Here is a 24,726-nt window from a genome sequence, read left to right as displayed (position 1 = left end):
CAATGTCGCCGCAACGCAACAGCTCATGCAGCAGCCAACGCAGCCGCTACTCGTCCTGCCGCACCTGGCTGGCCTCATGCGCACTGGCCACGTTCGCGCTGGCAGCCGATCGCGCATTACGCGACTCGCGCCAGAATTGCAGGCATACGAAACCGAATACGAACGCGACCGGTAGCATATGCCGTTCGAAATTGTTGGCCGGAGCGGTGATCATCACGCCCATGAGCAGCAGCAGGGGCAGATGCCATGACAGCGAGCGCCATCGCCGCAACACCACTTCGGCAGCGCCGACCAGCAGCATCAGCGTTACGTACAGATTGCCGTGCGTCACCCAGCCGATCACGGGAATATTGCCCCAACCTTTCGCGAAGCCGGCCACCGCATCGCGCCAATCGTGGTTATACAGGTGGATCCACGCATTGTCGTTCTGCACGTAATCGTTGTTCACGTAGTAGTCCATCGACACGTATGGCAGGTCGGTCACGTCGAAATAGCCGAAGCATTCGGCGAAAAACGCGTCGAGCGCGATAACAGGATTTGCGACAACGATTTCAAGCCAGGCCTCGTTGAAGTTTGTCATGTCGTCTTCGGTGACGGTGCGCCACTTGTAACTGACTTTCTTCGATTGGATGCCGGAGGATTTCACCGGGTCGGCGTCCTGCCGGAAGTACGCTTCGGCCATCTGGTCGAGGTTGAAGACCGGTTCAAGCTTTTTCGCCGCGTCCGCCGGAATGCCTTTCGGATTGTATTTGGCGACGCGCGCGATCTGCTGCAGTTGGATGCCACGGCTTTCGATGGGGTCGCCGCCGATGATGGCGCCCGTGTTGGTGAGGAACACGATGCCGCCATGAATGAGGATGGTTGGCAGCAGAAGTGCCACAAGATAGGTTTTCCAACGTTTGCGATCGTTGATAAGTGCCAGGATCAGGGTGAAGAGAATGATGTACCACGCGTATTTCGCGCTGATCAGCATCACGCAGCTTGAGATGGTGAAGGCCATGATCGAGCGTTTGCGTAGGTACGTCGGCTTGCCGTTGATGGTGGGCAGCGCTTTGATATGCGTCATGTGCAGTTCGTACCACACGCCAAACCACCATACGAATGCGAAAGCGAACAGCGGCGATTTCGTCAGGGAAATCGTGGCGAATACCGCAAGCGGGCACACCATGAAGAACAGCAGTATCATGAATCGTGTTTTCGCACCGGCCCGCAGTCTGGAGGGGCGTGCCACAACGCCTGCTTCAGGATGCGCGTAATCGCGCATATTCCAGCAATCGTGGCGTTCCGGATGCGAGAAGTCGAACGTGCCGACGCCAAGCCTGCGCCACGGCAGGTTGAAGAACCGGTTGGCGGTGGCCGAACAGCAGAATGCGGCGAATAGCCATTGCAAGGCTGCGAGCACCACGATACCCGCATCGTTGGAGTCGGTGAAGTAGCGCGAAACCGCCGCTGCGGCACCGTAGAACACGGTGAGCACGACATTGTGCTGGTCGGTCAGATATGTGGGATTGTCCGGCCACATGTAATGCGCGGTCGGGTAAATATCCATGGGCACGAACGAGAAGAAGCCGATATATGGCTGTTTCAAGCCCGTCCACTGGTTCAAGGCCCAGCTGAATTCACGGATCTGCGAGCGAATGTCGGCGCCGAACGCGGCCAATAGCGTGGTTGGAATCCACAGCCAGCCGATTACGAACACCAGCATGAGTTTCCACCAACAGTCGGTGCAGCGGATGAGTTTGCGCCCCGTCCATACGATCACTGCATGCAGGGCGCGCCCTGGGCGGCTGTGCGCGGCATCATGCAAGTGTCGCAACATAATGCCAAGCACGGTGGTCGGCGTTCCTGCAATCTCGTTGCATAGTTTTTCATGCCGTCGTGCGAAATATTGCGGAAGTACGCGACGGCCGCGGCCGAATCTGACCAATGCGACAACTATCGAAAACCATATCGCGAAAGCGACCACCAAATACAGCACATTCAGCCAGCCGAAGTCGGAAAGCCCATCGCCGAACCAATACAACGGCCCGATCGCGCAACACCATGCCACCCAAAGGCATGCCAGCACGGCCAGCATCCAGCTGAGGAATGTGCCGATACGCTCGCTACGCTTTCCAGTTTGTTTGACTTCGCTCATAAGCGGCATAATAGCGGCACTCCCCGAATGAACTTCACCTCGTTGACGCTTTCCGTTCAGCGATTCGCCAGTTGGGCGGCTACACTTGACGCTTATGAACTCCGATCAGGCAGACATTCTCGACCTTCTGGCAGGGCACACCGACGATTCAACCATCGAACGGCTCGCTTTCGAATGCCTGATGACTTCTCTTACGGATGATCGCGTCGCCTCGTTGATGAATGTGCTTGGTTGGCGTGGGGATTTCGATTGTTTCGCGATTGGCGGCACACCGGAAACGAGTCCCGCTTCGGCTTCGCTCGTTGCGCGTAAGGCGGTGCGCGATCTGGGCGGAGAACATGTGATTGTTGGCACATACGGCAGTTTTCTGCTGGCGCTTGTCTGTCAGAGTGGCGCCGCCACTGCCGAAGTGACCTGCACGTCGATTATGCCCGCTTTCAAAGATGACGAATCGGTGTATTTGAGTCCGGTGCGTTCCGGTGTCGCCGGCGCTTCGCACGTGTTGCGTGAAACCCTGTTTTCCTTGCAGGCGGCTCCCGCTTTGGCGTCGCCGTCCCGCCCGTTGCGTGCCGATGAGTTGCTGCCGGAACGGGCGCTGTTGGGCGATGATTACGCTCGTGAAGAGTTGTATCAGAACGTGTATCAGGTGCTTCATGGCGAGAATCCCGACGATCCGACGTTTGTGACGGTTTCCACGTTTTTGCGCAACGGCAGTTCGTTGGAAAACACGGCGAAGGAATTGAATGTGCATCCGAATACGGTGCGTTATCGCTTGAAGCGTGCCGCGGAAACGACCGGTTGGGATGCGACCGACCCGCGTGACGCATACGTTTTGACGACGGCGCTTGCGATTGGCCGTATGCGCGACCGTTGAACATCACTTCTCTGTTTTAATATCTATCTGATATCTGGTTTCATTGAGATTCTTTGATAGTCAGACGATTGCAGGATCATTATTTATTAAATGAGATAGATAATCGCAAGATATATATGAAAAGACCCGCATCTCGCGTTGGGGCAGGATGCGGGTCTTTTGCAAGCTATATAGAAGCTATCTACAAGCTATATTGCTCAGGCGATGACCGTCGGATCAACCGGGACGCCCGGGTTCATCGTGGAGGTGATGGTCGCCTTGGTGACGTAGCGGCCCTTCACGGTGGACGGCTTCAGACGCTTGATTTCGTCGGCAACAGCCTTGAAGTTCTCGTCGAGAGCCTGCTCGGTGAAGGAGAGCTTGCCGATGAGGAAGCTCAGGTTGCCATTCTTGTCAACACGGAAGTCGACCTTGCCGCCCTTGATGTCCTTGATGGCCTTGGTGACGTCCATGGTCACGGTGCCGGTCTTCGGGTTCGGCATGAGGCCACGCGGACCGAGCACGCGGCCGAGGCGGCCGACCTTGCCCATCATGTCCGGGGTAGCCACCACGGAATCGAAGTCCAGGAAGCCGTCGGCAACCTTCTGCACGAGATCGTCGTCACCGACGATGTCGGCGCCAGCCTCGAGAGCCTCGGTGGCCTTCGGGCCACGGGCGAACACGAGGACCTTGGCGGTCTTACCGGTGCCGTTCGGCAGGTTGACGGAACCGCGGACCAGCTGGTCGGCCTTACGCGGATCCACGTTCAGGCGCAGCACGGCCTCAACGGTCTGATCGAACTTGTACTCCGGCATGCTCTTGACGAGAGCGATGGCTTCGTTAGCGGTGTAAAGGTTGTTGCGATCGATCTTCTCAGAAGCTTCGCGGTACTTCTTGGAACGCTTTACCATTTGTCCCTCTCCTCTCAGTCGGTAACCGTGATACCCATCGAGCGGGCGGTGCCCTCGATGATCTTCATGCCGGCTTCGACGTCGCGTGCGGACAGATCAGCCATCTTGATTTCGGCGATCTCACGGACCTGAGCCTTGGTGACGGAGCCGACCTTGTGGGTCAGCGGGTTTTCGGTACCCTTCTGGATGCCCGCGGCCTTCTTCAGCAGAGCTGCCGCCGGCGGGGTCTTCAGAATGAAGGTGAAGGAACGATCTTCGAAAACGGTGATCTCAACAGGGATGACCTGGCCCATCTTGTCCTGCGTGGCAGCGTTGTACTGCTTGCAGAAGTCCATGATGTTCACGCCATGGGAACCCAGTGCCGGGCCCAGCGGCGGGGCCGGGTTGGCCTTGCCAGCCTGAATCTGGAGCTTGAGAAGCGCCGAGACTTTCTTCTTAGGAGCCATTGTATGGTTCTTCTTTCTGTAGAAGCGGTGGTAGCGGCACCGGAGTAGGTTTCCCGCGTCCGGTTCCTTCCGCAACGTATATTGCTGTGCTGTGCTAGCGGATTCCGTACCCTCATTCAGGCACGCCAAACCCTCCAGACACAAGCTTTCCTATTGTGCCCACTCCCCCAGACAAAAAAAGACCCCGCAATGCGCGGGGTCTTTCAAAGACTTATCAGGACAGTTTTTCTACCTGGTTGAAGCCCAACTCCACTGGCGTGTCGCGACCGAAGATGGACACGAGCACCGTGAGCTTCTGGGTGGTGGGCTCAACGTCGGAGACGACAGCTGCCATGGTGGTGAACGGACCGTCGGTGACGGTGACCTGATCGCCAACGGCGTAGGAGACTTCAAGGACGCGCTTCTTGTTGGCGGCCGGCTTGTCACCAGCCTTCTTGAGCGCTTCGGAAGCGATCATCGGAGCCATCATGGAGACGACTTCCTTGCGGCTCAGCGGCGCCGGTTCCTTGGTCGGACCGACGAAGCCGGTAACGCCTTCGGTTTCACGCACAATACGACGGGCGTTCTCATCCGGAAGCATGCGAATCAGCACATAGCCGGGAACACGCACGCGGGTGATGACCTTCTTGCCCTTTTCGGTGTGCTTTTCGACTTCTTCCATCGGAACTTCAATCTGGAAGATCTTATCTTCCATGCCGAAGCTTGCCACACGGGATTCAACGTTGGTCTTCACACGCTTCTCATAGCCGGAGTAGGTGTGCAGCACGTACCACTTGCCTTCGAGGGTGCGCAGGCTGTTGGAGAAGTCTTCGACGGCCTTGGCGCCAGCATCCAGCTCTTCGCCGCCCTCGTCCTCCGCGGACTCTTCGGAAGCAGCTTCAGCAGTCGGCTCGGCCTCAGCGACTTCCGGAACGCTTTCACCCTCGGCCTGCAGCTCCTCAACGGCAGCTACGGCCTCGAGATCAGCTTCTGGAGCTTCGTCGAGGTTGTCGGAAAACACTTCGTCAGTCATGCAGTTTCACCTTCAAGTCGTTGATCAGCCGAAGATCCACAGGGTCAGCTTGCCCAGACCGAAGTCCATGCCGGTGACCAGTGCCATCAGGAGCAGCACGAAGATGAACACGGCGAGTGCCCAGAAGAACAGCTCTTTGCTGGTCGGGGTCACGACCTTGCGGAGTTCGTCGATAATCTGTTTGATGAACAAGCCAAGACGCATGAAGATGTTCGGCTTAACGGCCTTTTCGCTATTTTTTGCCTTCGCCATAATAATCCTCCGCTGAGCTTGTTGTAAGAAGCTTGGCAGGGAAGGCGGGACTCGAACCCACAACCTACGGTTTTGGAGACCGTTGCGCTACCAATTGCGCCACTTCCCTAGGTGTACTCTGCCGTTTCTACTTGCTGGCGAGGATTTTGTGCGAAAAACCACGCAAGAAGTAAGCGGCAAAACCGCCAAGTCGAAATAATAGCGGGTATTTGCGACTTAGTCCAACCGGTTTTTCAAGAAATGTCCCAAAACCGCTATTTTTCAACGAAAAAAAGATTCGCACCCGGCATGTCACCGCGGTGCGAATCGTGTGAAAAGTCTCAGTCAGGCCAGTATCAGTCCTCGACCCACTGCTTCATACGCTTCATGCCCTCAACGAGGTCGTCGTCGGCAAGCGCGTACGAGAATCGCAAGTAGCCGGGAGCGCCGAACGCTTCGCCTGGAACGGCCGCCACATGACCTTCGTCAAGCAGCGCCGCAGCCAGTTCGGACGTGCTCGCATAAGCGGTTTTGCTGGTGCCGAGCGGCTTGTTCAGCAGTGCGCTCACGTCGGCGAACGCATAGAATGCGCCGGTCGGCGTCGGGCAGTTCACACCTTCGATATCGTTCAACGCGGCGACGATGGTCTGACGGCGCCTGTCGAACGCCTCACGCATCTCGTACACGGCGTCAAGAGATCCGGACACGGCTGCGATCGCGGCACGCTGGGAGATATTGTTCACGTTCGACGTCATATGCCCCTGCAGCTTGGATGCGGCCTTCGCCACGTCGAGCGGAGCGATCATCCAGCCGACACGCCAGCCGGGCATAGCGTAGGTTTTGGCCACGCCGTTGAGCACCAGCAGCTGATCACGCACTTCAGGCACTGCAGCGCCGATATACGTGGTTTTTGCACCATCGTAGTTCAGATGCTCGTAGATTTCGTCGGAGATCACCCACACATGGTGTTCCACAGCCCATTCGCCGATCGCCTTGACGGTTTCCGGATTCCACACGGCACCCGTCGGATTGTTCGGCGTATTCACGATGATGGCCTTCGTACGTTCGGTACGTGCCGCTTCCAGGTCTTCCAAGCTTGGCTCGAAATTGCGGTCAGCTCCCGCGAACACTTCGACAGGCACGCCTCCAGCCAGTTTCACGGCTTCCGGATAGCTCGTCCAATACGGCGTCGGAATGATGACTTCGTCGCCATCATTGAGCAGGATTTGAAAGGATTCGTACACGGCCTGCTTGCCGCCATTGGTTACGATCACCTGATTCGGATCGACTCCATACCCCGAGTCGCGCAACGTTTTGTCTGCGATCGCCTTGCGCAATTCCGGCAAACCTGCCGTCGGAGTGTAACGATAGTTCTTCGGATCCTGCACCGCTTCGGCCGCAGCCGCGACGATCGCAGCCGGAGTCGGAAAGTTCGGTTCGCCCGCACCAAATCCAATGACGTCGATTCCTTCAGCTTTCATCGCTTTCGCTTTGGAATCAACGGCCAGAGTAGCGCTCGGAGCCACGCGGTTAATACGTTCGGAAAGAGTCTGCCAGTCAGCCATAGTCATGTTTGCCATGCTATCCCTCCCGCCCGAAAAACAACAGCCTTTTAGCACATTTTGGAATTCCTTTTCCCTGCTGACCGGTAGGGGCGGCATATTGCTATTTACAGGGCACCGAACAAAAGAGGGAAAGGGATTAAACCAAGACGAGGTTGTCGCGGTGGACTAGGGGGTGGGCGTATTCTTCGCCGAGGAAACGCTTGAGCTGGGCGGTATTGCGGCCGAGCATTTGCGGGATTTCTTCGGAATCGAATCCTACGAGGCCTTTTGCGAGGTGATTGCCCGCTTCATCGTCGATCCACACCGCGTCTCCGGCGGCAAAATCGCCCCGCACTTCGAGTACGCCGGCGGCAAGCAGGCTGGCGGCCCCTCCGCGTACCGCATTGGAAGCGCCGGCATCGGCCACGAGCGTGCCTTGCGGGTGTGCTGCGAACCCGATCCATAGGCGGCGTGATGATCCACGGTCGTTGATGGGGGCGAATGCGGTGCCGACTGGGTCGCCCATCATGGCCGGGCCTGCGTTTGCCGCGCAGGTGAGCACTGCGGGAATGCCGGAGACCGCCGCAACACGCGCCGCTTCCATTTTGGTGACCATGCCGCCGGTACCCACGTTTGATCCGGTGCCGCCGACCTGCACTTTGGCGAGCGCGTCCTCCACGTTCGGCACGTAGCTGATGCGTCGCGATCCGGGTTCGCTTGGGGGTGCCGTGTAGAGCGCGTCCACGTCGGTGAGGAGCACCAAAGCGTCGGCGACTACGATGTTGGCGATCAATGCGGAGAGTCGGTCGTTGTCTCCGAAACGGATTTCGTTGGACGCGAGGGAATCGTTTTCGTTGATGATCGGCACCGCGCCGAGGTCGAGCAGCCGGTCGAGGGTGCGTCGCACGTTGCGGTATTGCTGTGGTGCGATGGTGTCGGACACGGTGATGAGGATTTGCCCGACGCGCAGTCCGTATTGTGAGAAAGCGTTCTCGTACTGGGCCATGAGCAGGCCTTGTCCGACGGCCGCGCACGCCTGCTGGTCAGCCACGTCGGTTGGGCGTGAGTCGAAGCCGAGGGAGCCGAATCCGGCTGCGATGGCGCCGGAGGAGACGAGCACCACGCGCCCGCCCATGAGTCGCACGCGTGCGAGGGCCGCCACGAGCGCGTTGAGTCGTTCCGGATCGAGGTGGCCACTTGGTTTGGTCAACGAGCTGGATCCCACTTTCACCACGATGGTTTGCGCTTCGGCGATGGCGCGGCGCACTTGGGCTTGCGATGGCGTGTTCATGGTTCCTCCAGGCGTTCGAATGGCCGAAAAGAAAACCCGCCGACATGCCAATCGGCACATCAGCGGGCGTTTTGCTGCTTCTATTGTTCCACGTTTTCGGAATCGGTGGTTTCACCGCGTCCGAAGAGGCTGGTTTCGTCATGGCGGTCGTCGTCCACGGAAGGATCGGCCCAGTGTCCGGCCTTGCGTTCGGCCATCATGGCTTCACGCACGGCTTGGCGCGCATCCATCATTTCGTGGTACTGGCGACGGCGTTCCGCGTTGGTGCGGCGCTGCGAACGGCCGTCCTGTTCCTGCAGTCGCAGGTCGACGCCTCGTGCGCCAAGCTGGGCGCCGTCGAGCATTTCCGCGCCCGCAACAATGGTCGGATCCCAATCGAATTCCACGGCTCGCGCGCCCTTGCCGATGCGTACTTCGTCGCCAGGCTTGGCTCCCTTGTTGCGCAGCTCGTCTTCGACACCGAGTTTGGCGAGGCGGTCGGCCAGGTAGCCGACTGCTTCGTCGTTGTCGAAGTTGGTTTGCATGACCCAACGTTCCGGCTTGGTGCCGAGCACTTCGTACCAGACGTCGCCGTTGCCGGCTTCCTTGCGTTCCACGGTGAAGTCAAGCACGGTGCCGCCTTCGTCGTTGCGGCGACGGCGGTTGCGCGGCTCTTCGAGCGGCTTGATGACCACGCGCGCTTCTTCTTCGGCCTGTTCGCGTTCGGCGACTTCCTTGCGCATGTCGGCGACCATGGCCGCCAACGCCCAGTTGAGTTCCTTCAAACCTTCGTGGGATGCGGTGGAGATGACATACACATTGAGACCGAGTTTTTCGAATTCCGGTTTGACGAATTCGGCCAATTCCTTGGCTTCCGGCATATCGACCTTGTTGAGGATGATGATTCGGGGGCGTTCGGGGATTGGGATTGCGCCCAACGGCAGTTCCAGCTTGTCGGCATATTCGGCAAGCTCATGTTCGAGCGCCTTGTAGTCGCTCATCGGATCACGGTCAGGTTCCAGCGTGGCACAGTCGATGACGTGGGCGATGATTTCGGTGCGTTCGATGTGGCGCAGGAATTCAAGGCCGAGGCCCTTGCCTTGGGATGCGCCCGGAATCAGGCCCGGCACGTCGGCGATGGTGTACCGCATGTCTCCGGCCATAACCACGCCGAGGTTCGGCACGAGCGTGGTGAACGGATAGTCGGCGATTTTCGGCTTGGCGGAGCTCATGGCTGCGATCAGGCTGGATTTGCCTGCGGAGGGGAAGCCCACCAAGGCCACGTCGGCGATGGATTTGAGTTCGAGAATGACGTCACGTTCCTCGCCTGGTTCGCCAAGCAACGCGAATCCCGGAGCGCGACGGGTGCGGTTGGCCAATGCGGCGTTGCCAAGACCGCCGTTGCCGCCGGCCGCCACCACGAACTTGTCTCCGGCATGGCGAAGATCGGCGAGCTGCTCGCCCGGATGCTTAGGCTTGCCTTGCGGCCCTTTGGCTTCGAAAATCACGGTGCCCACAGGAACGGGCAGGATCAGATCGGCACCTTTCGAACCGTCTTTGGTGTCTCCCAAGCCCATGGTGCCGCTTCCAGCCTCGCGGTGGGGCATGAAACGGTAATCCAACAGGCTGTTGGCGTTCTGGTCGGCCATGAAGATCACGGAACCGCCATCACCGCCGTTGCCACCGTTCGGTCCCGCCAACGGCTTGTATTTTTCCCTACGGATGCCGGCGGAACCGTTGCCGCCGTCGCCGCCCTTCACATGGACGGTCACGCGATCGACGAAATCACTCATGTATCTACCTTAATCGTTTGTTCGAAACGGTCCGATTATTGTCCGTTTGATATGTCTTATGCAACTGTATGCAACGTTACGTGACGTTTGGGACGGGCTGAAGGAAACCAATCCTCAGCAATCATCAAAATAAAGAAAAGCCGCGTCCATAACGGGCGCGGCTTTATCTTGTAAGCGTTAATTGCGCGTATTTCAGGCGGCAATCACGTCGACGACCTTGCGGTCACGACGCACGCCGAACTTCACGCTGCCGTCCTTGAGGGCGAACAGGGTGTGGTCCTTGCCCATGCCGACGTTCTCACCCGGGTGGAACTTGGTGCCACGCTGACGAACGATGATGTTGCCGGCCACGACGGCTTCGCCGCCGAACTTCTTCACACCGAGGTATTGCGCGTTTGAATCGCGACCGTTGCGCGAGCTGGACGCGCCCTTCTTATGTGCCATGTCTGTTCCTTTCGGTCCTTGACTCTAACCCTGCGCCAATCAGGCGATAGCCGTGATCTTGACAGCGGTCAGCTGCTGGCGATGGCCCTTGCGACGAGCAACGCCGGTCTTGTTCTTATACTTCATGATGCTGATCTTCGGACCCTTGGCCTCATCGTTGACAACCTCAGCCTTAACGCTGACGTTGGCGAGATCCTTGGCACCGAGGACAACCTTGGAGCCGTCCACAACGAGAGCAACCGGGAATTCCACGGTTTCGCCCTTCTTAGCCTCGAGACGGTTGACGTAGATGACGTCACCGACCTCAACCTTTTCCTGATGGCCGCCGGCCTTCACAATCGCGTACATATCCGTTCCTTTATTAACTTGGAAAGCTTACTGCCCGGCACGTTCGAGCCTCGCGGCCAGACACCAGCAATCTAATTTACACATACCCGCGTACAACCGCAAGTCTGTTTCCGGCGTGTCAGGTTGACAGACCGGAATAATCATTTATTCTTCTATGCTTCCTCGCCCAGTTCCGCATTGTTGGCGGCCACGGCAGCCGCCGCGATCTGTGCGAGTTTGGCCTTCACGTCCGGCGAGGAGCCTTTCGGCACCTGCACGTCCGTGCCGTGACCATGCTTGTTGGTCTTGACGAACGGGTCGCCGCCCTTCAGGGCGTACGGATCGTCATAATCCGCGGACACGGTCGGCTCGTCGTGAAGAATGAATCCGCGGCCCTTGCAGGTCGGGCATTCCTCGGAAAAGGCTTCCACCAGCCCCTGTCCGATGCGCTTGCGCGTCATCTGCACCAGGCCAAGCGAAGTGACTTCGGCCACCTGATGCTTGGTGCGGTCGCGGGCCAGGCATTCCACCAGTCTGCGCAGCACCAGATCACGGTTGGCTGGCATGACCATGTCGACGAAGTCGATCATCACCATGCCGCCGATGTCACGCAGGCGCAGCTGACGTGCGATCTCTTCGGAAGCTTCGAGGTTGCAGCGGGTCACCGTCTCCTCAAGACTCTTGCCGCGGCCGATGAAACGGCCGGTATTCACGTCGATGGTGGTCATGGCTTCGGTGCGGTCGATCACGATCGAGCCGCCCGACGGCAGGTAGACCTGACGTTCCATGCCCTTGCGCAGCTGGGAGTCGATCTGCCACTTGTCGAACACGTCTTTGCCTTCATGTTCGGCCGGATCCCACTTTTCGAGCTTGTCCTTCAAGTCGGGAGCCATGGTGTCGAGGTATTCCTCGATACGGCCGTACACGCGGTCACCTTCAACGATCATCTTGGAGAAGTCGTCGTTGAAGATGTCTCGCACCACGCGGATCGCCACGTCCGGCTCGCCTTGCAGCAGCTTCGGACGCTTGCCGTGCAGGAATTCGTCTCGCTTGGAGGTGATGCGTTCCCACTGGCGCACCAGGCTTTCAAGATCCTTGGTGATCGCCTCTTCGGAGGCGCCTTCCGCTGCGGTACGAATGATCACGCCCATGTCTTTCGGCGCGACCTTCGACACGATGTTCTTCAGGCGGGAACGTTCACGCTCGCTGAGCTTGCGGCTCACGCCCGTCATGCCACCGGATGGCACGAGCACCAGGAAACGGCCCGCAAGGGTGACCTGCGAGGTCAGTCGCGCACCCTTATGTCCGATCGGATCCTTGGTGACCTGCACGAGCACCGGGTCCCCCGACTTGAACGCGAGTTCGATGCGACGAGGCTGGCCTTCCAACCGTGCGGAATCCCAGTTCACCTCACCCGCATAGAGCACGCCGTTACGCGCCTGACCAATGTCGACGAACGCGGCTTCCATGCTCGGCAGCACGTTCTGCACGCGGCCCAGATAGATGTTGCCCACAGTGGCGACTTCCTGAATGTCGGACACGTAATGTTCGACGAGCACATTGTCTTCGATCACGGAAATCTGCGTGTGGCGTTCGCGTTCGCGCACCACCATCAGGCGGTCGACATGCTCGCGGCGAGCCAGGAAGTCCTGCTCCATGAGCTGGCTTTGACGGCTGCGCTCACGGCGATTGTCACGGCGACGCTGCTTCTTGGCCTCAAGTCGGGTGGAACCTTCGACGTCGGTGATCTCGTCGATGTACTGCTGCTTGCGGGAACGACGCACGAGCGGCTCTTCCGTCTCATCCGTCTTCGCACCGCCACGACGGCGACGACGGCGACGGGTCACCGTGCCTTCATCCTCGTCATCGTCCTCACGGCGACGACGGGACTCGCCTTCATCGCTATCCCGCTGCTGTTCGTCGGCTTCCTCACGATTGCCGCGGCTGCGACGGCGACGACGGGTGCGCGTCGGCTGCTCGTCGTCATCATCGTCATGACGATTGCGGGTTTCGTCATCAATCGGCGCATACGTAATATCGTCGAGGATCAAATCCTCTTCGATCTGTTCGACTTCAGCTGCGGCACGACGCTCCTGCGCGTTCAAACGACGGGAACGACGCGACTTGCGAGATCCGCCTTCCTCATCATTGTCCGCATCATCATTGCGATTATCCCGATTATCGCGTTCATTGCGATTGTCTTCGGAACGCTCTTCGTCGGCAACGTCGCGATTGCGGCGGCGACGGCGACGTGACGGACGATCCTCATCCTGCTCATCGTCATGGTCCTGCGCATTGCGATCATTACGCTCGCCGCGGTCATTACGGGAATCGTCGCGATCGTCGTCTGCCCTGTCTCGGGAATCCGCAACGGACGGCAAAACCGGCTCCTGGAAAAGCAGAGACATCATCGGACGCGGATTGTGGCGGACCTCATGGCCTTCCGGCAACATATCGACGGCATCCAAGGCACGCTCCACAGACGACTCCTCATCATGGGAATCATCGACGGAAGCGCGACGACGCGGCATCTCATCGTACTCATCCGCATCATCGGCGAAACGGCTGCGACGACGCGACGGACGATCCTCGTCCTGCTCATCCTCAACCTGCACCGAACGACGGCGACGAGAACGCGTCGGCCGTTCGTCGGCAATCTCACGAACATCATCATCGGACTGGACCGGACGACGACGGCGACGGGTCGGACGGGTCATACCCTCGGAATCAGCGGAATCACCGGTATCATGCGCAGGTTGCGCAACCGGCAACTTCGGCTCCTCGAACAGCGGAGCCGAAGCATGCTCCTCGACCTTCAACTCCAAGGACGCACCGGCAGCTCCCACGCCACGCACCACGCGACGACCGCCACGACGGCGACGCGGGGCAGGATCGGACTGGACCGACTCGAATTTCACAACATTCACGGCATGCTCAGGCGATGCCGAAGCTTCGACCTGATCGAAGCCCTCACTGGTATTAGGCACAATGGCTCCTCGACGACACGCTGCAATCGCGCCGCCCACGCTTAGGCCTCATACGGTTCTCACACCACGCTCTCACCGTGGCCGCGCATCATGGCGCCCGTAGGAAGCAACTTCCGTCAAAAGTCCTCATCATGCGACGGCGGACACCAGCGCTCGCGGACACACATGAACTTCACGCGAGGGGATCAACGCCATCGGATGCATTGGTGATTTGCAGAACCACCGTCTATAAGTATGACACAAAAAACAACGGAACGTGACATGACGGGAAATTTTCCGGATCCTGCAACTCACCGCCTGCTTTCCCCGCCCGCAAATCCCAGGCCCCGTCTACACAAGTCGTTGCTCCGTCTGCACAAGTCGAAAGAAATCACGATTCGCGAGAAATGCAGACACAGATTACGACTCGTGCAGACAGCCGATCCGACTTGTGCAGACAGAAGACGGAAAACAACAAACAGCCGATAGCAGGCAGAAACAGGAGGCAGAAAAAGGCAGCAGACAGCTACTTCAGCCAGTCTTCAAGCAAGTTGGCCATCAGCAGCAGATCCGATTCCGGCAGCTGCTCGTCATGCTTGTGCGCCAGCAACGGACTGCCCGCACCCAGATTCACCGCGGGAATGCCCAGCATCGAGAATCGCGCCACATCCGTCCAGCCAAGCTTGGCCAGAGGCTCACGCCCCGTGCGCTCGCGCACCAATTTCACCAGCGACTGCGCGAGCGGCGACGTCAACCCCGGACGTGCGGAAGGCGACTCGTCCTTCATTTCAATGCCGAAGCCTTCGAATACGCCACCTGTGGCAACATGCTCGCCATTGCCCAATTCCGCACCGGCATCCGCGCCAATCATCAGCGCCTTCGCCTCAGCCAACGACTTGTCGGGGGCAAAACGGTAGTTGACATGCACGTGGCATTCATCAGGAATCACATTCGTGCCCTTGCCGCCCGAAATCAGCGTGGCATTCAGGCCTTCCTGATACGTCAGGCCATCCACTTCAATCGCACGATTTTCATAAGCGTTCAGCCGGTTCAGAATCTCAGCGGCCGCATGAATGGCGTTCTTGCCCATCCACGCTCGCGCCGAATGCGCCGCAATGCCGTGCGTGATCACGTCGAAACGCATCGTGCCATTGCAGCCGCCTTCAATACCGCAATCGGTTGGCTCCCCGATAATCGCAAAATCGCCGGAAATCCAATCAGGATGCGCCTCGACCACCTTGCGTAGGCCGTTCTTTTCGGCGGCAACCTCTTCGTGGTCGTAGAACACGTATGTCAGATCGTATTTCGCATCCGTCAACGCAGCCGCCAAATACATCATCACCGCGTCGGAGCCCTTCATATCGGTGGCACCGCGCCCCCATATCACGCGCTCCCGCCCATGGCCGGCGGCAACATCCTCGCGAATCAGCGGATCGCCCGGTTCCAGCCAACGCGGCGGGAAATTGTCGATCACCGGCACCGTGTCGAGATGCCCGGCGAGGATCACGCGACGCTCACGCCCAAAATTCGTGGATGCGACCAGCGTATCGCCATGCCTGCGCACTGTCAGATGCTGCTGTTTATTCAAAAACGCTTCGACCGCGTCGGTCAACGGCCCTTCGTCGTCGCTCACGGAATAGGTTCCCATGATCTGGGTCATCAGCTCGTTCAGCTGCTCCTGCCTGGTGGCGGAAGCGGAAAATCCAATCTCAAGTTCGTTCATACCGCCCATTATCCAGCACCACCGGAACCGACATCGCCGTTCGACAACGCTTTTGAGACGGATCGGATGTTATCCATATGCATGGTGCAACACTGGATAGCGGCCAAACCAACGGCCGAGAGCGAAAGGAAGAGTGTCATGCCTGGTCTGTTAAGCGCATTGGAAGGCTTCTGCGTCATTGGCATCGTCATCGGCACCGGTTACGTGGCCGCGCGCATGCGCATAGGCGGACCTACCGCGCAGATGGTGCTCAACAGGTTCAGCTTTTTCGTATCGAGCCCGTGCCTGATGTTTGCCATCCTGGCCAAGGAGAGAATCTTCGAGATATTCCACTCCTCCATTGTTGTGGCGTTCTTCTCGGCCGTGCTGGTCGGATTGGTGTTTCTGATCCTCAATAGGCTGTTCTTCCATCTGAAGGCGGCGGATGCCACCATCGGCGCGTTGAATTCGCTGTATCTGAACTCCAACAACATCGGTCTGCCGATCGCCACGTACATTCTGGGCAATCCCGCTTTGGTCGCGCCGATTCTGGTCATGCAACAGGCGGTGTTCACACCGATCGGCCTGACCGTGCTCGATGTGACCACCAAAGGCAAGGTCTCCACGAGGGAGATTCTGAAGCAGCCGCTGCATCAGCCGCTGCTTATCGGTTCGCTGCTGGGCATCGCCGTATCCGCGATTTCCGCAAAAACCGGTCATTTCGTGGTGCCGGACTGTATTTACGATCCGATCGACATGATCGGCGATTCCGCAGTGCCAATGATTTTGATGGCATTCGGCATGTCGTTGCACGGCACGAAGCCGCTGCAGGACAAGTCGAATATTCCCGCGGTGTTCACGGTGGCGGTATTGAAGAACATCGTGATGCCAATTATCGCGTTCCTGCTGTCGTATTTCGTGATGGGCTTCCGCGGCGCCACATTGTACGCGTGCGTGGTGCTCGCCGCCCTGCCGACCGGGCAGAACGTCTACAACTACGCGGCGCGGTACAACGTGGGTCTCTCGTTCGCACGCGACGGCATTCTCTTCTCGACACTGACCTCACCGATCTTCATCGCAATCATCGCGGTGCTGCTCGGCTGACCTCGCCAGTCCTCGCCGCGGTATCCACGACCGCCGCGGCGAGACCATCAATCGTCCGTACGGTAGCCGGCATGACCGAGCCCGTGCGCCGCATGATTCGCGGCACACCCTCCGAGCACCATCAGCGCATAACACAAGCCGATTCCCGCGGCCAACGTAAGCAACGAAGCCGGATTGAGCAACGACGTTGCCAGAATCGGAAACAGCAACAACACCGAGCACCCTAATGAAACGGCCATCACCGTGTTGAGCGGGGTGATCACTTCCATCATGCGTGCCTTGTCGAGCGTCGCCTCATCCGTGCCTTCCAACGCAAGCATGCGGTACTCGTCGGCCTGGTCGTAGACGTTGCTCGTCTGCATCACGCCGGAACTGACGGCGGCGAGCACCGCGGCAAAGGCGAGCGTCAGGAAACCACCCATCGCTATATCGCGCATGTACAGCACAGATGGGTCGAACGGGTCGTGGTTGCCTCCGATTCCGGTGGCGAGCAATCCGCACACCGACGTCATCCCCGCGATGAACACAGCGAGCGCCACGCCGGACACGTTGCGCCAAGCACGCTTGGGATTGTCGAGGATACGGCGCATGGCAATCATAGTGGCCGCGTCCTTCGGGTGTTTCGCACGCGATCTGGCGCGCATCGCCACCACCCAGGTACCGACGACGTTCACCATGGCGAAGCCGAGGAAGAAGACGCCGAAGATGATGGCATAGACCACCATCTGACCCAAGTGCGCGAATGCGGAGATGCTGTTGAGCAGCAGGTAGCCTACGGCCAACACGGCAAGGAAAATCAGTGCGCGCCATGCGGACGGCATGGGTTGTCCGGTACGTTGCGTCACGCCAAGCGGGGTGAAGGCCACGCGGCGTAGGGCGGCCAGCGCGGAGACCAAGGCAAGCAGCGTGACTCCGACGGTCACAGCCGCCAGGGCAGGCAGTCCCACCCACAACTGTTCGAAGGTGAAATGCTGGTTTTGGAAGTCGAGCAGCATGATCGCTGGTATCAGCGCGAAGTAGCCGGCCATGCCGACCAGCGCGCCAAGCAGAGCCTGGCCACCCGCATCGAGCGCGGTGAGTTTCGTGACCTGCGCGGTGGTGGCGCCCGCAAGTCGCAGTGCGGCGAGACGTGCGTCCCTGCGGGAGGCCGCGAGACGGGCCGCCGAGCCGGCGAGCGCCACGAACGGCACGATGAGTAGCAGACTGGCGAATGCGGCGAGCATCACATAGCCGTCGGAATAGGTGTTCATGACGGCTGTGGCCTGGTCGGCCGTCCAATGGCCGTCGCCGACCGTGGCGACGAGCTTGTCGGCGTGCGCCAGGGCTTTGGACCATGTTTCGTATGTACCGGGAGCGCACCTGTTGGAATCGATCATGCAACCGAACGTGTGGTCGGCGGAGGCCCGCCAGATGAAGCCATGCAGGCCTCCGAGCACGGTTAGGAAGACGGCGGTGGCGGATGCGAAGGCAACGATGGCCAGCGCAGAGGTGCGGCCGGATGTGCCGCGGGTGCCGGAGCGGTGGAACAATCGCCATAATCGGAACATGTTCATCGTGCGCCTCCGGCGGTAGGTTGGGATTGCTGCGGCGAGCTCAACCTGCCATCACGCATGGTAACGGTGGCATCGCAAAATGCGGCCACGTTCGAATCGTGCGTCACCACGACCACGGCCGCGCCGGTCTGTCGTGCGGTCCGCATGAGAATGCTCATGATTTCGTGGCCGGTGGTCTGGTCGAGCGCGCCGGTCGGTTCATCGGCGAAGATGACTGCCGGCTGCGCGGCGAGCGCACGTGCGATGGCGATGCGCTGCATCTGGCCGCCGCTCATTTCGCCGGGACGTTGTTGCGCGAGCTGGCGCAATCCCAATCGTTCCAGCCATAGCATGGCCATGTCGGTGGCCTGCTGGTAGCTTGCGCCGCCCAGCATCATCGGCAACGCGATGTTTTCGATGGCCGGCAGTTCCGGCAGCAGTTGTCCGGATTGGAAGACGAAGCCGAAGGCGCTGCGGCGCAGTTTGGTGCGGTCAGCGTCGCTCAACCGCGCTAGGTTGGCACCGCGAAACATCACATTGCCGGCTGTCGGGGTGATGATGCCGGCGAGTGCGTGCAGTAACGTCGATTTGCCGGAACCGGACGGTCCCATGACCGCGATGCTTTCGCCTGCCTGGATGCCGAAATCCACGTGATTGAGCGCCAGCATGTGTGTGGCGTTTGGTGTCGCCTGTTGGGTCGAATAATCCATGACCAGATCGGTCGCCTGAAGTATGTGTTCCATGTTTCCTACGGTACGGAAACGGATTGGCCCCGGCCATCAGACGGCGGGATGAACTTACAGGTTTCCTTCCGGCATGCATCATCCGCAAGGATTAGCGTAATCGCGGACTGCGGATGAGATGCCGTATGTCAGACGAGGTGCCAGGACAGGCGGTGCAGGTCGCTGGGCCCGAATTCAGCGATGGCGTCACGGTGTGCGGCCGAACCGTAACCCTTGTTGTGGGCCCATTCATATGGTTCATATTGGGGTTGCGCTCCCAGTTCGACCATGAGCCGATCCCGGGTGACTTTGGCGATGACCGCGGCAGCGGCCACGGCGACGCAATACCGGTCGCCTTTCACTTTGGTGGTAACGTTCGCCGGCACCGGCACTTCGGGCGCGTCGAAGGTGTTCAGCGTCTTGGTGATGTAATCGTTCGGTCCGTCGAGGATCGCGCCGACCTTCACCGGTTTGCCGGAGAGCATGCCGTTGCCGTCAATGCCGAGCTTCGCCTCCGCCTGTGCCAACGCACGTAACGCGGCTACGCCGAGTGCATGGGAAATGCCCCACTCGTCAATCTCCTTGTTGCTGGCGGCGCCAACCGCCCAAGATGCGCACCAGGATTTGAGTTCGTCGAAGATGGCTTCGCGCTTGTGTTCGGTCAGCATTTTGGAGTCGGCCACGCCTTTCGGCACTTCCAGATGCGAAGATTCTTGCGAGCCTCCTTGCGAAGCTCCAGCCGGCCCGTCTAAGTCACGCGCCCAAATCGCAGCCGCACCAACCATTACCGGCCCTGCGAGAGATCCACGCCCCACTTCGTCAAAGCCGACGATCACATCGTAGCCTTGTTCGGCAATAGCACGTTCCAAATCCAATGTGGGAATTACGGAAACCGCCATCAGGCCGCCGAGCCTCCTTCCGGAACGTCGGCAAACACTTCATGGTGCGCATCGAGCCCGCCGATGCGGTTCAACGGCCAATATTTCGCGAGTCCGACACCCACTACGTCGGAAATAGGCACAAGTCCATGTGAGGAATCACCCTGATGATAGCGCGAATCGGCGGAATTGGCGCGATTGTCGCCCATAACGAACACGTGTCCTTCGGTCACGGTCACGTTGAACGCGAATGAGCTGGGATCCACGTCGGGGCGAATGTATGCGCTTTCGTCAATCGCCACACCATTGATGGTGATCGGCTTACCTGGCCCTTCGCATGCCACGGTGTCTCCTGGCAATCCAATGAGCCGTTTGATGAGGTAGTCACCGCCGAGTTTGCTGCTGTCTTCCTGCCGCAGCCAGTGGTCGGGATCCTTGAACACCACCACGTCGCCGCGTTTCAGATCGAAGACTTTCGGGGTGAGTTTCGAGGTGATCACGCGGTCACCTGGTTCGATGGTGTTCATCATGGACCCGGAGGGAATCACGTAGAATCCGAGCAGGAAAATGCGTATCAGCAGCACGATAATAATAGGAATTCCGCACCAGACCAAGGTGTCGCGCAAGCCAAAGCTGTCGCCGCTATTGTTTTCTTCTTTGGCATGCCTCATACATGATTCCTTTATCGTCCGGTTTGCACACTGACCCCTATCATAGCGGTCTAGAATAGAAAAAGGCCCTCCTGCCGTGAGGCTGAGGGCCAATTTCACGCTTTATTTGCGTTTGAAACTCACTTCTCGGAGTTGTCGCGGCGCTCAACGATACGAGCGGCCTTACCGCGCAGGTTGCGCAGGTAGTACAGCTTGGCGCGACGCACACGGCCCTTGCGGACCACCTTGATGGAGTCGATGACCGGGGAGTGCAGCGGGAAGCGACGCTCCACACCGGTGCCGAAGCTGATCTTACGAACAACGAAGGTCTCACGGACGCCGCCGCCCTGACGAGCGATCACAACGCCGGTGAAGGCCTGGATACGGGAGTTGTTGCCTTCCTGGATCTTCACGTTGACTTCAACGGTGTCACCCGGACGGAATGCCGGGATTTCCTCGGCCGGCTTCATGTGCTTGGCGTCAAATGCCTCAATAGCGTTAACCATTGTGTTTCCTCGAGTCGCCGCCGCATATCAGCGCACAGGTAAGGGCTTCACGATTTTTCAATTTCGTTCTGCCTCGTATGTTCTCCGCAGGTCTGCCTGCGAAGGATTGCCAATCCGCCGAAAATCACGGTAACTTGCGTTTGTGCAACATTCCGTTCAATCTTGCGATTGTTCTCGGCTGGACCCGAAGGGAATCAGGATTATGCGGCGTCCTGAATCCCGGCACAGCAATATTCAAAAATACCTCACCCGCCAGACCTTTTGAAGATGGCCAGGGGTAGCAAAAAGGGCTCTGCATCCCGTGCAGAGCCCTTTCGAAGGCTATTTAATCCTTAGAGAAATCAGAACTTGCGATTTGCGCGGTAGAACTGGATCAGGGACTGAGTGGAAGCGTCCTGAGCGGCCAGTGCTTCGTCATCCTGGGAGATGGCCGGGGTGATCTGCTTGGCGAGCTGCTTGCCCAGTTCGACGCCCCACTGATCGTAGGAGTCCAGACCCCACACGGTGCCTTCAACGAAGGTGATGTGCTCGTACAGGGCGATAAGCTCGCCGAGTGCGAACGGGGTCAGTGCCACGCCGAAGATGGAGGTGGTCGGGCGGTTGCCGGTGAACACGCGGGCCGGAACGATCTCTTCCGGAGTGCCCTCTGCACGCACTTCGTCAGCGGTCTTGCCGAAGGCGAGAGCCTTGGTCTGTGCGAAGTAGTTGCCGAGGAACAGCTCGTGCACGTCCTGGTCGCCGTCCTTGGTCGGGTTCGGGGTGTTCACGAACGCGATGAAGTCGGCCGGGATCAGCTGGGTGCCCTGATGGATCAGCTGGTAGAAGGCGTGCTGGCCGTTGGTGCCCGGCTCGCCCCAGAAGATTTCGCCGGTTTCGGAGGTGACCGGGGTGCCGTCCCAACGCACGGACTTGCCGTTGGATTCCATGGTCAGCTGCTGCAGGTAGGCCGGGAAGCGGTGCAGGTACTGGTCGTACGGCAGCACGGCGTGGGATGCGACCTTGAAGAAGTTGCGGTACCACACGTTCAGCATGCCGAGCAGCACGACCACGTTCTTCTCGAACGGGGTGTTGACGAAGTATTCGTCGATCTCATGGAAGCCGTGCAGGAACTCTTCGAAACGTTCCGGTCCGAACACCACGGCGAGGGAGGTGCCGACGGCTGCGTCCACGGAGTAGCGGCCGCCAACCCAGTTCCAGAAGCCGAAGGCGTTGGCCGGGTCGATGCCGAACTCAGCGACCTTCTCCAGGTTGGTGGAGACGGCGACGAAGTGCTTCTTGATGGCTTCGGCGTTCTTCTCGTCGGAGCCGTCGACTGCGCCGGCGGCCTTGAGGGCGTCGAGCAGCCAGGTGCGGGCTTCGCGAGCGTTGGTCAGGGTTTCCAGGGTGGTGAAGGTCTTGGAAACGACGATGAACAGGGTGGTCTCCGGGTCGAGGCCCTTGGTCTTTTCGGCCAGATCGTTCGGGTCGATGTTGGAGATGTAGCGTGCGGAGATGCCTGCGTCAGCGTACGGCTTCAGCGCTTCGTACACCATGACGGGACCCAGGTCGGAACCGCCGATGCCGATGTTGACGACGGTTTCGATCTTCTTGCCGGAAACGCCGGTCCATTCGCCGGAGCGAACCTTGTCGGCGAATGCGTAGATGCGGCCGAGCACTTCGCGCACGTCCTTGACGGTGTCCTGTCCGTCAACGATGTACTTGCCTTCGTCTTCGGCCGGGCGGCGCAGTGCGGTGTGCAGCACGGCGCGGTCTTCGGTGTTGTTGATGTGCACGCCGGTGTACATGGCCTTGGTGCGCTCGTCGAGCTTGACGGCCTTGGCGAGGTCTGCGAACAGCTGCAGGGTTTCCGGCTTGATCAGGTTCTTGGACAGGTCGAAGTGCAGGTCGCCCGCGTCGAAGCTCAGCTTCTCGACGCGCTCGGCGTCATCGGCGAACCACTGCTTGAGGCTGATGCCTTCGGACTGCAGCTCATCGTAGTGCTTCTGCAGTGCGGCCCACTCCGGGGTCTTGGTGGCGTCAACAGGAGGATTGATGGCCATGGTGTATAGGTCCTTTCATCATCACTATGAAGCGGATGCGATTGCGGCTTCTCTGCGGATTTCCGCGTGTCGCATTCCGTATCTCTTCACCTCACAAGATACTCACAAAAGAAGACAGAACAACACAAAAATATTTCCTGAGTTAACACATTCGCCAAGATTCGCAATATAGCGCGGTTCCGACAACCTTCCGTCTTCGACATGCGCATTTTCGACGATTACTGAAATCGTATGCATGGTTCCGGTGCAAGTCTTCGTAACACTTCCAAACATGTAATAAACGAAACGATCGCATTATGCAGTGAACGACAAGAAAACGGCACTGCAACTACCAGCAAGCAAGCATTCAACGACTTCGTGCTCTGCGGGGTCACAAACAATCTCCCGCACCCGGTAAAGATCTCCTTGCCGCTCTTATGCGAGCGCGACGAACAAGAAGTGAGCGCCGGTCATCAGCAGCAAACTGATAATCGCAGTAATCGACAGCGTAAAACCAGCAAGCTTCGCATTACCAAGCACCTTGTCGGTAAACAGCGTGGAAAACACTGCAATCGGCGCCAAACAACACATTGCAGCCGCCTCACGAATCTCAGCGCCAAACGGCAGCAGCAGCCAAGCCGCAGTAGCAAACGCAATACCAAACGGCAGTCGCCAGCCAATCACCTTCAACAACTGAAGCACATCCTGCTTGCCAGATGGCAAATCCATAAGCATGCCCACCATCAGCATTGCGCAGAACGAATTCGCGTTCGAAAGCGGCTGCACGAGCGCGGCAATAATGTCAGGAATCTTCACGTTAGCGAGCGTGAGAATAATCATCACCAAGTACGTGTCGAACGGAACCGAACCGAAGAAACCCTTGAACACGTTGCGGGCCAACGCCTTGCGGGCAAGACGTTTGGCATCCTTGTCTTTCGGCTTCACATACGGGAGCGTGGGCGCATTGCCCTGATACTGTTCGGTAAGCGGCATGCCAGGCTTGATGTGCAGCAGCGTTTGCGTCATCACATTCGTACCGGCGGCAACCATTACGCAATTGCCAATGTCGAACATGGCGGCGGGCACGATCGCGCCCGTGCCAAGAAACGCCTGCACCACCGGGAAACAGAAGCAGCCAACGTTGAAGCCGGAACCATTCAACATCATGAACGCACGGTTCTGCACCGGTCGGTGGCGGGACGTCAAGAAAACCACGACCGGCGGAATGAACGCAACAATCAGGCCGAACAGCGAAATCAACAGCATGCTGGAATCATGCGGATTCGTAGCAAACGAATAGACGATCGCGCCTGGCAGCACCAGATTGAAAATAATGGTCTGCATAATGCGGTAATCGCGATCTTCGAACAGGCCGGCACGTTTGAACAAGTATCCGGCGAGAATAATCAGCAGTAGCGCAACAGGCTGAATCAGCGCAGACACGACACTCCCCTAATCCCTAATCATCTCTTTCTCTTCCTACCCGAAGCCATCTTAGGAGCATCCCCTGCCACCAAGCCACCCATCACCGTCCTGTTTCTTCCACCCACTGGAAGAAACACTCCGCTCACGCGCCCCTCAGCGTCCCAATTCCTCCACCCGCTGGAAGAATTCACCCGCAAATAAGCCTGCCACCGTCCCAAATTATCCAGTCAGTGGAAGAATCCACCCGCAAACGAG

21 protein-coding genes and 1 tRNA gene are annotated in these 24,726 nt (G+C 58.9%); 2 read left to right on the top strand and 20 right to left on the bottom strand.

What is annotated here, in order from left to right; genetic code table 11:
* Positions 1-46: 46 nt before the first annotated feature.
* Positions 47-2,146 carry a DUF6020 family protein gene (locus BBPC_RS01315; protein ID WP_004220114.1) on the bottom strand — a complete coding sequence of 700 codons (2,100 nt, stop codon included), beginning with the start codon at positions 2,144-2,146 and terminating at the stop codon, positions 47-49.
* Positions 2,147-2,231: 85 nt separating this feature from the next.
* Here BBPC_RS01315 and BBPC_RS01310 point away from each other — a divergent pair, with 85 nt between their 5' ends.
* The gene (locus BBPC_RS01310; protein WP_004220115.1) at positions 2,232-3,011 is read left to right on the top strand and encodes a PucR family transcriptional regulator; all 780 of its coding nucleotides are present in this window, start codon (positions 2,232-2,234) and stop codon (positions 3,009-3,011) included.
* A gap of 197 nt (positions 3,012-3,208) precedes the next feature.
* Here BBPC_RS01310 and rplA read toward each other — a convergent pair whose 3' ends face one another.
* The 12 genes from rplA to dapE form a co-directional block, all read right to left on the bottom strand.
* A complete protein-coding gene (gene rplA / locus BBPC_RS01305; protein WP_004220116.1) occupies positions 3,209-3,901 on the bottom strand; it encodes a 50S ribosomal protein L1 in 693 nt (230 codons plus the stop codon).
* A 14-nt stretch (positions 3,902-3,915) separates the two neighbouring features.
* Positions 3,916-4,347 (bottom strand): 50S ribosomal protein L11, encoded by a 432-nt coding sequence (gene rplK, locus BBPC_RS01300; protein WP_022245020.1) that lies wholly within the window; start codon positions 4,345-4,347, stop codon positions 3,916-3,918.
* A 214-nt stretch (positions 4,348-4,561) separates the two neighbouring features.
* Positions 4,562-5,359, bottom strand: coding sequence for a transcription termination/antitermination protein NusG (gene nusG, locus BBPC_RS01295; RefSeq protein ID WP_004220118.1), 798 nt, complete (start codon positions 5,357-5,359; stop codon positions 4,562-4,564).
* A gap of 24 nt (positions 5,360-5,383) precedes the next feature.
* Positions 5,384-5,611, bottom strand: coding sequence for a preprotein translocase subunit SecE (secE, locus tag BBPC_RS01290; protein WP_004220119.1), 228 nt, complete (start codon positions 5,609-5,611; stop codon positions 5,384-5,386).
* 33 nt (positions 5,612-5,644) lie between these two features.
* Positions 5,645-5,720 (bottom strand) — tRNA-Trp (locus tag BBPC_RS01285).
* 226 nt (positions 5,721-5,946) lie between these two features.
* Complete coding sequence (locus BBPC_RS01280; RefSeq protein WP_022245021.1) at positions 5,947-7,170, bottom strand: pyridoxal phosphate-dependent aminotransferase; 1,224 nt, start codon at positions 7,168-7,170, stop codon at positions 5,947-5,949.
* A 121-nt stretch (positions 7,171-7,291) separates the two neighbouring features.
* Complete coding sequence (proB, locus tag BBPC_RS01275; protein ID WP_004220121.1) at positions 7,292-8,425, bottom strand: glutamate 5-kinase; 1,134 nt, start codon at positions 8,423-8,425, stop codon at positions 7,292-7,294.
* 80 nt (positions 8,426-8,505) lie between these two features.
* Positions 8,506-10,197, bottom strand: coding sequence for a GTPase ObgE (gene obgE / locus BBPC_RS01270; protein ID WP_004220123.1), 1,692 nt, complete (start codon positions 10,195-10,197; stop codon positions 8,506-8,508).
* A 192-nt stretch (positions 10,198-10,389) separates the two neighbouring features.
* Positions 10,390-10,641, bottom strand: coding sequence for a 50S ribosomal protein L27 (rpmA, locus tag BBPC_RS01265; protein ID WP_003807757.1), 252 nt, complete (start codon positions 10,639-10,641; stop codon positions 10,390-10,392).
* A 39-nt stretch (positions 10,642-10,680) separates the two neighbouring features.
* Positions 10,681-10,989: a 50S ribosomal protein L21 gene (rplU, locus tag BBPC_RS01260; protein ID WP_003836136.1), complete on the bottom strand. Its 309-nt coding sequence runs from the start codon at positions 10,987-10,989 to the stop codon at positions 10,681-10,683.
* Positions 10,990-11,141: 152 nt separating this feature from the next.
* Positions 11,142-13,958, bottom strand: coding sequence for an Rne/Rng family ribonuclease (locus tag BBPC_RS01255; protein ID WP_033524244.1), 2,817 nt, complete (start codon positions 13,956-13,958; stop codon positions 11,142-11,144).
* A 502-nt stretch (positions 13,959-14,460) separates the two neighbouring features.
* A complete protein-coding gene (gene dapE, locus BBPC_RS01250) occupies positions 14,461-15,657 on the bottom strand; it encodes a succinyl-diaminopimelate desuccinylase (protein ID WP_033524243.1) in 1,197 nt (398 codons plus the stop codon).
* Positions 15,658-15,795: 138 nt separating this feature from the next.
* Here dapE and BBPC_RS01245 point away from each other — a divergent pair, with 138 nt between their 5' ends.
* Complete coding sequence (locus BBPC_RS01245; protein ID WP_033524197.1) at positions 15,796-16,740, top strand: AEC family transporter; 945 nt, start codon at positions 15,796-15,798, stop codon at positions 16,738-16,740.
* Positions 16,741-16,787: 47 nt separating this feature from the next.
* Here BBPC_RS01245 and BBPC_RS01240 read toward each other — a convergent pair whose 3' ends face one another.
* The 7 genes from BBPC_RS01240 to BBPC_RS01210 form a co-directional block, all read right to left on the bottom strand.
* On the bottom strand, positions 16,788-18,293 hold the full coding sequence (locus BBPC_RS01240) for an ABC transporter permease family protein (RefSeq protein ID WP_004220130.1): 1,506 nt from the start codon (positions 18,291-18,293) through the stop codon (positions 16,788-16,790).
* Positions 18,290-18,982 (bottom strand): ABC transporter ATP-binding protein, encoded by a 693-nt coding sequence (locus BBPC_RS01235; protein WP_226557240.1) that lies wholly within the window; start codon positions 18,980-18,982, stop codon positions 18,290-18,292. The genes BBPC_RS01240 and BBPC_RS01235 overlap by 4 nt, the downstream gene beginning before the upstream one ends.
* A gap of 161 nt (positions 18,983-19,143) precedes the next feature.
* Positions 19,144-19,893: a ribonuclease HII gene (locus BBPC_RS01230; protein WP_004220132.1), complete on the bottom strand. Its 750-nt coding sequence runs from the start codon at positions 19,891-19,893 to the stop codon at positions 19,144-19,146.
* Positions 19,893-20,543: a signal peptidase I gene (lepB, locus tag BBPC_RS01225; protein WP_004220133.1), complete on the bottom strand. Its 651-nt coding sequence runs from the start codon at positions 20,541-20,543 to the stop codon at positions 19,893-19,895. Before lepB ends, BBPC_RS01230 begins: the two co-directional genes overlap by 1 nt.
* A 119-nt stretch (positions 20,544-20,662) precedes the next feature.
* A complete protein-coding gene (gene rplS, locus BBPC_RS01220; RefSeq protein ID WP_004220134.1) occupies positions 20,663-21,028 on the bottom strand; it encodes a 50S ribosomal protein L19 in 366 nt (121 codons plus the stop codon).
* Between the two features lie 341 nt (positions 21,029-21,369).
* Positions 21,370-23,067 (bottom strand): glucose-6-phosphate isomerase, encoded by a 1,698-nt coding sequence (gene pgi, locus BBPC_RS01215; protein ID WP_004220136.1) that lies wholly within the window; start codon positions 23,065-23,067, stop codon positions 21,370-21,372.
* 414 nt (positions 23,068-23,481) lie between these two features.
* Positions 23,482-24,489 carry an AEC family transporter gene (locus tag BBPC_RS01210; RefSeq protein WP_004220139.1) on the bottom strand — a complete coding sequence of 336 codons (1,008 nt, stop codon included), beginning with the start codon at positions 24,487-24,489 and terminating at the stop codon, positions 23,482-23,484.
* Positions 24,490-24,726 lie beyond the last annotated feature (237 nt).

The sequence above is a fragment of the Bifidobacterium pseudocatenulatum DSM 20438 = JCM 1200 = LMG 10505 genome (assembly GCF_001025215.1).
Taxonomy (GTDB): domain Bacteria; phylum Actinomycetota; class Actinomycetes; order Actinomycetales; family Bifidobacteriaceae; genus Bifidobacterium; species Bifidobacterium pseudocatenulatum.
This window is presented reverse-complemented; position numbering and strand designations above follow the sequence as displayed.

Coding starts and splice junctions, on each gene's coding strand:
- rplS (WP_004220134.1), bottom strand. CDS start 21,028: ATGGTTAACGCTATTGAGGCATTTGACGCCAAGCACATGAAGCCGGCC.
- dapE (WP_033524243.1), bottom strand. CDS start 15,657: ATGAACGAACTTGAGATTGGATTTTCCGCTTCCGCCACCAGGCAGGAG.
- obgE (WP_004220123.1), bottom strand. CDS start 10,197: ATGAGTGATTTCGTCGATCGCGTGACCGTCCATGTGAAGGGCGGCGAC.
- rplA (WP_004220116.1), bottom strand. CDS start 3,901: ATGGTAAAGCGTTCCAAGAAGTACCGCGAAGCTTCTGAGAAGATCGAT.
- BBPC_RS01310 (WP_004220115.1), top strand. CDS start 2,232: ATGAACTCCGATCAGGCAGACATTCTCGACCTTCTGGCAGGGCACACC.
- pgi (WP_004220136.1), bottom strand. CDS start 23,067: ATGGCCATCAATCCTCCTGTTGACGCCACCAAGACCCCGGAGTGGGCC.
- BBPC_RS01280 (WP_022245021.1), bottom strand. CDS start 7,170: ATGGCAAACATGACTATGGCTGACTGGCAGACTCTTTCCGAACGTATT.
- rpmA (WP_003807757.1), bottom strand. CDS start 10,641: ATGGCACATAAGAAGGGCGCGTCCAGCTCGCGCAACGGTCGCGATTCA.
- BBPC_RS01230 (WP_004220132.1), bottom strand. CDS start 19,893: ATGGCGGTTTCCGTAATTCCCACATTGGATTTGGAACGTGCTATTGCC.
- rplU (WP_003836136.1), bottom strand. CDS start 10,989: ATGTACGCGATTGTGAAGGCCGGCGGCCATCAGGAAAAGGTTGAGGTC.
- proB (WP_004220121.1), bottom strand. CDS start 8,425: ATGAACACGCCATCGCAAGCCCAAGTGCGCCGCGCCATCGCCGAAGCG.
- lepB (WP_004220133.1), bottom strand. CDS start 20,543: ATGAGGCATGCCAAAGAAGAAAACAATAGCGGCGACAGCTTTGGCTTG.
- BBPC_RS01315 (WP_004220114.1), bottom strand. CDS start 2,146: ATGCCGCTTATGAGCGAAGTCAAACAAACTGGAAAGCGTAGCGAGCGT.
- BBPC_RS01245 (WP_033524197.1), top strand. CDS start 15,796: ATGCCTGGTCTGTTAAGCGCATTGGAAGGCTTCTGCGTCATTGGCATC.
- nusG (WP_004220118.1), bottom strand. CDS start 5,359: ATGACTGACGAAGTGTTTTCCGACAACCTCGACGAAGCTCCAGAAGCT.
- rplK (WP_022245020.1), bottom strand. CDS start 4,347: ATGGCTCCTAAGAAGAAAGTCTCGGCGCTTCTCAAGCTCCAGATTCAG.
- BBPC_RS01240 (WP_004220130.1), bottom strand. CDS start 18,293: ATGAACATGTTCCGATTATGGCGATTGTTCCACCGCTCCGGCACCCGC.
- BBPC_RS01235 (WP_226557240.1), bottom strand. CDS start 18,982: ATGGATTATTCGACCCAACAGGCGACACCAAACGCCACACACATGCTG.
- secE (WP_004220119.1), bottom strand. CDS start 5,611: ATGGCGAAGGCAAAAAATAGCGAAAAGGCCGTTAAGCCGAACATCTTC.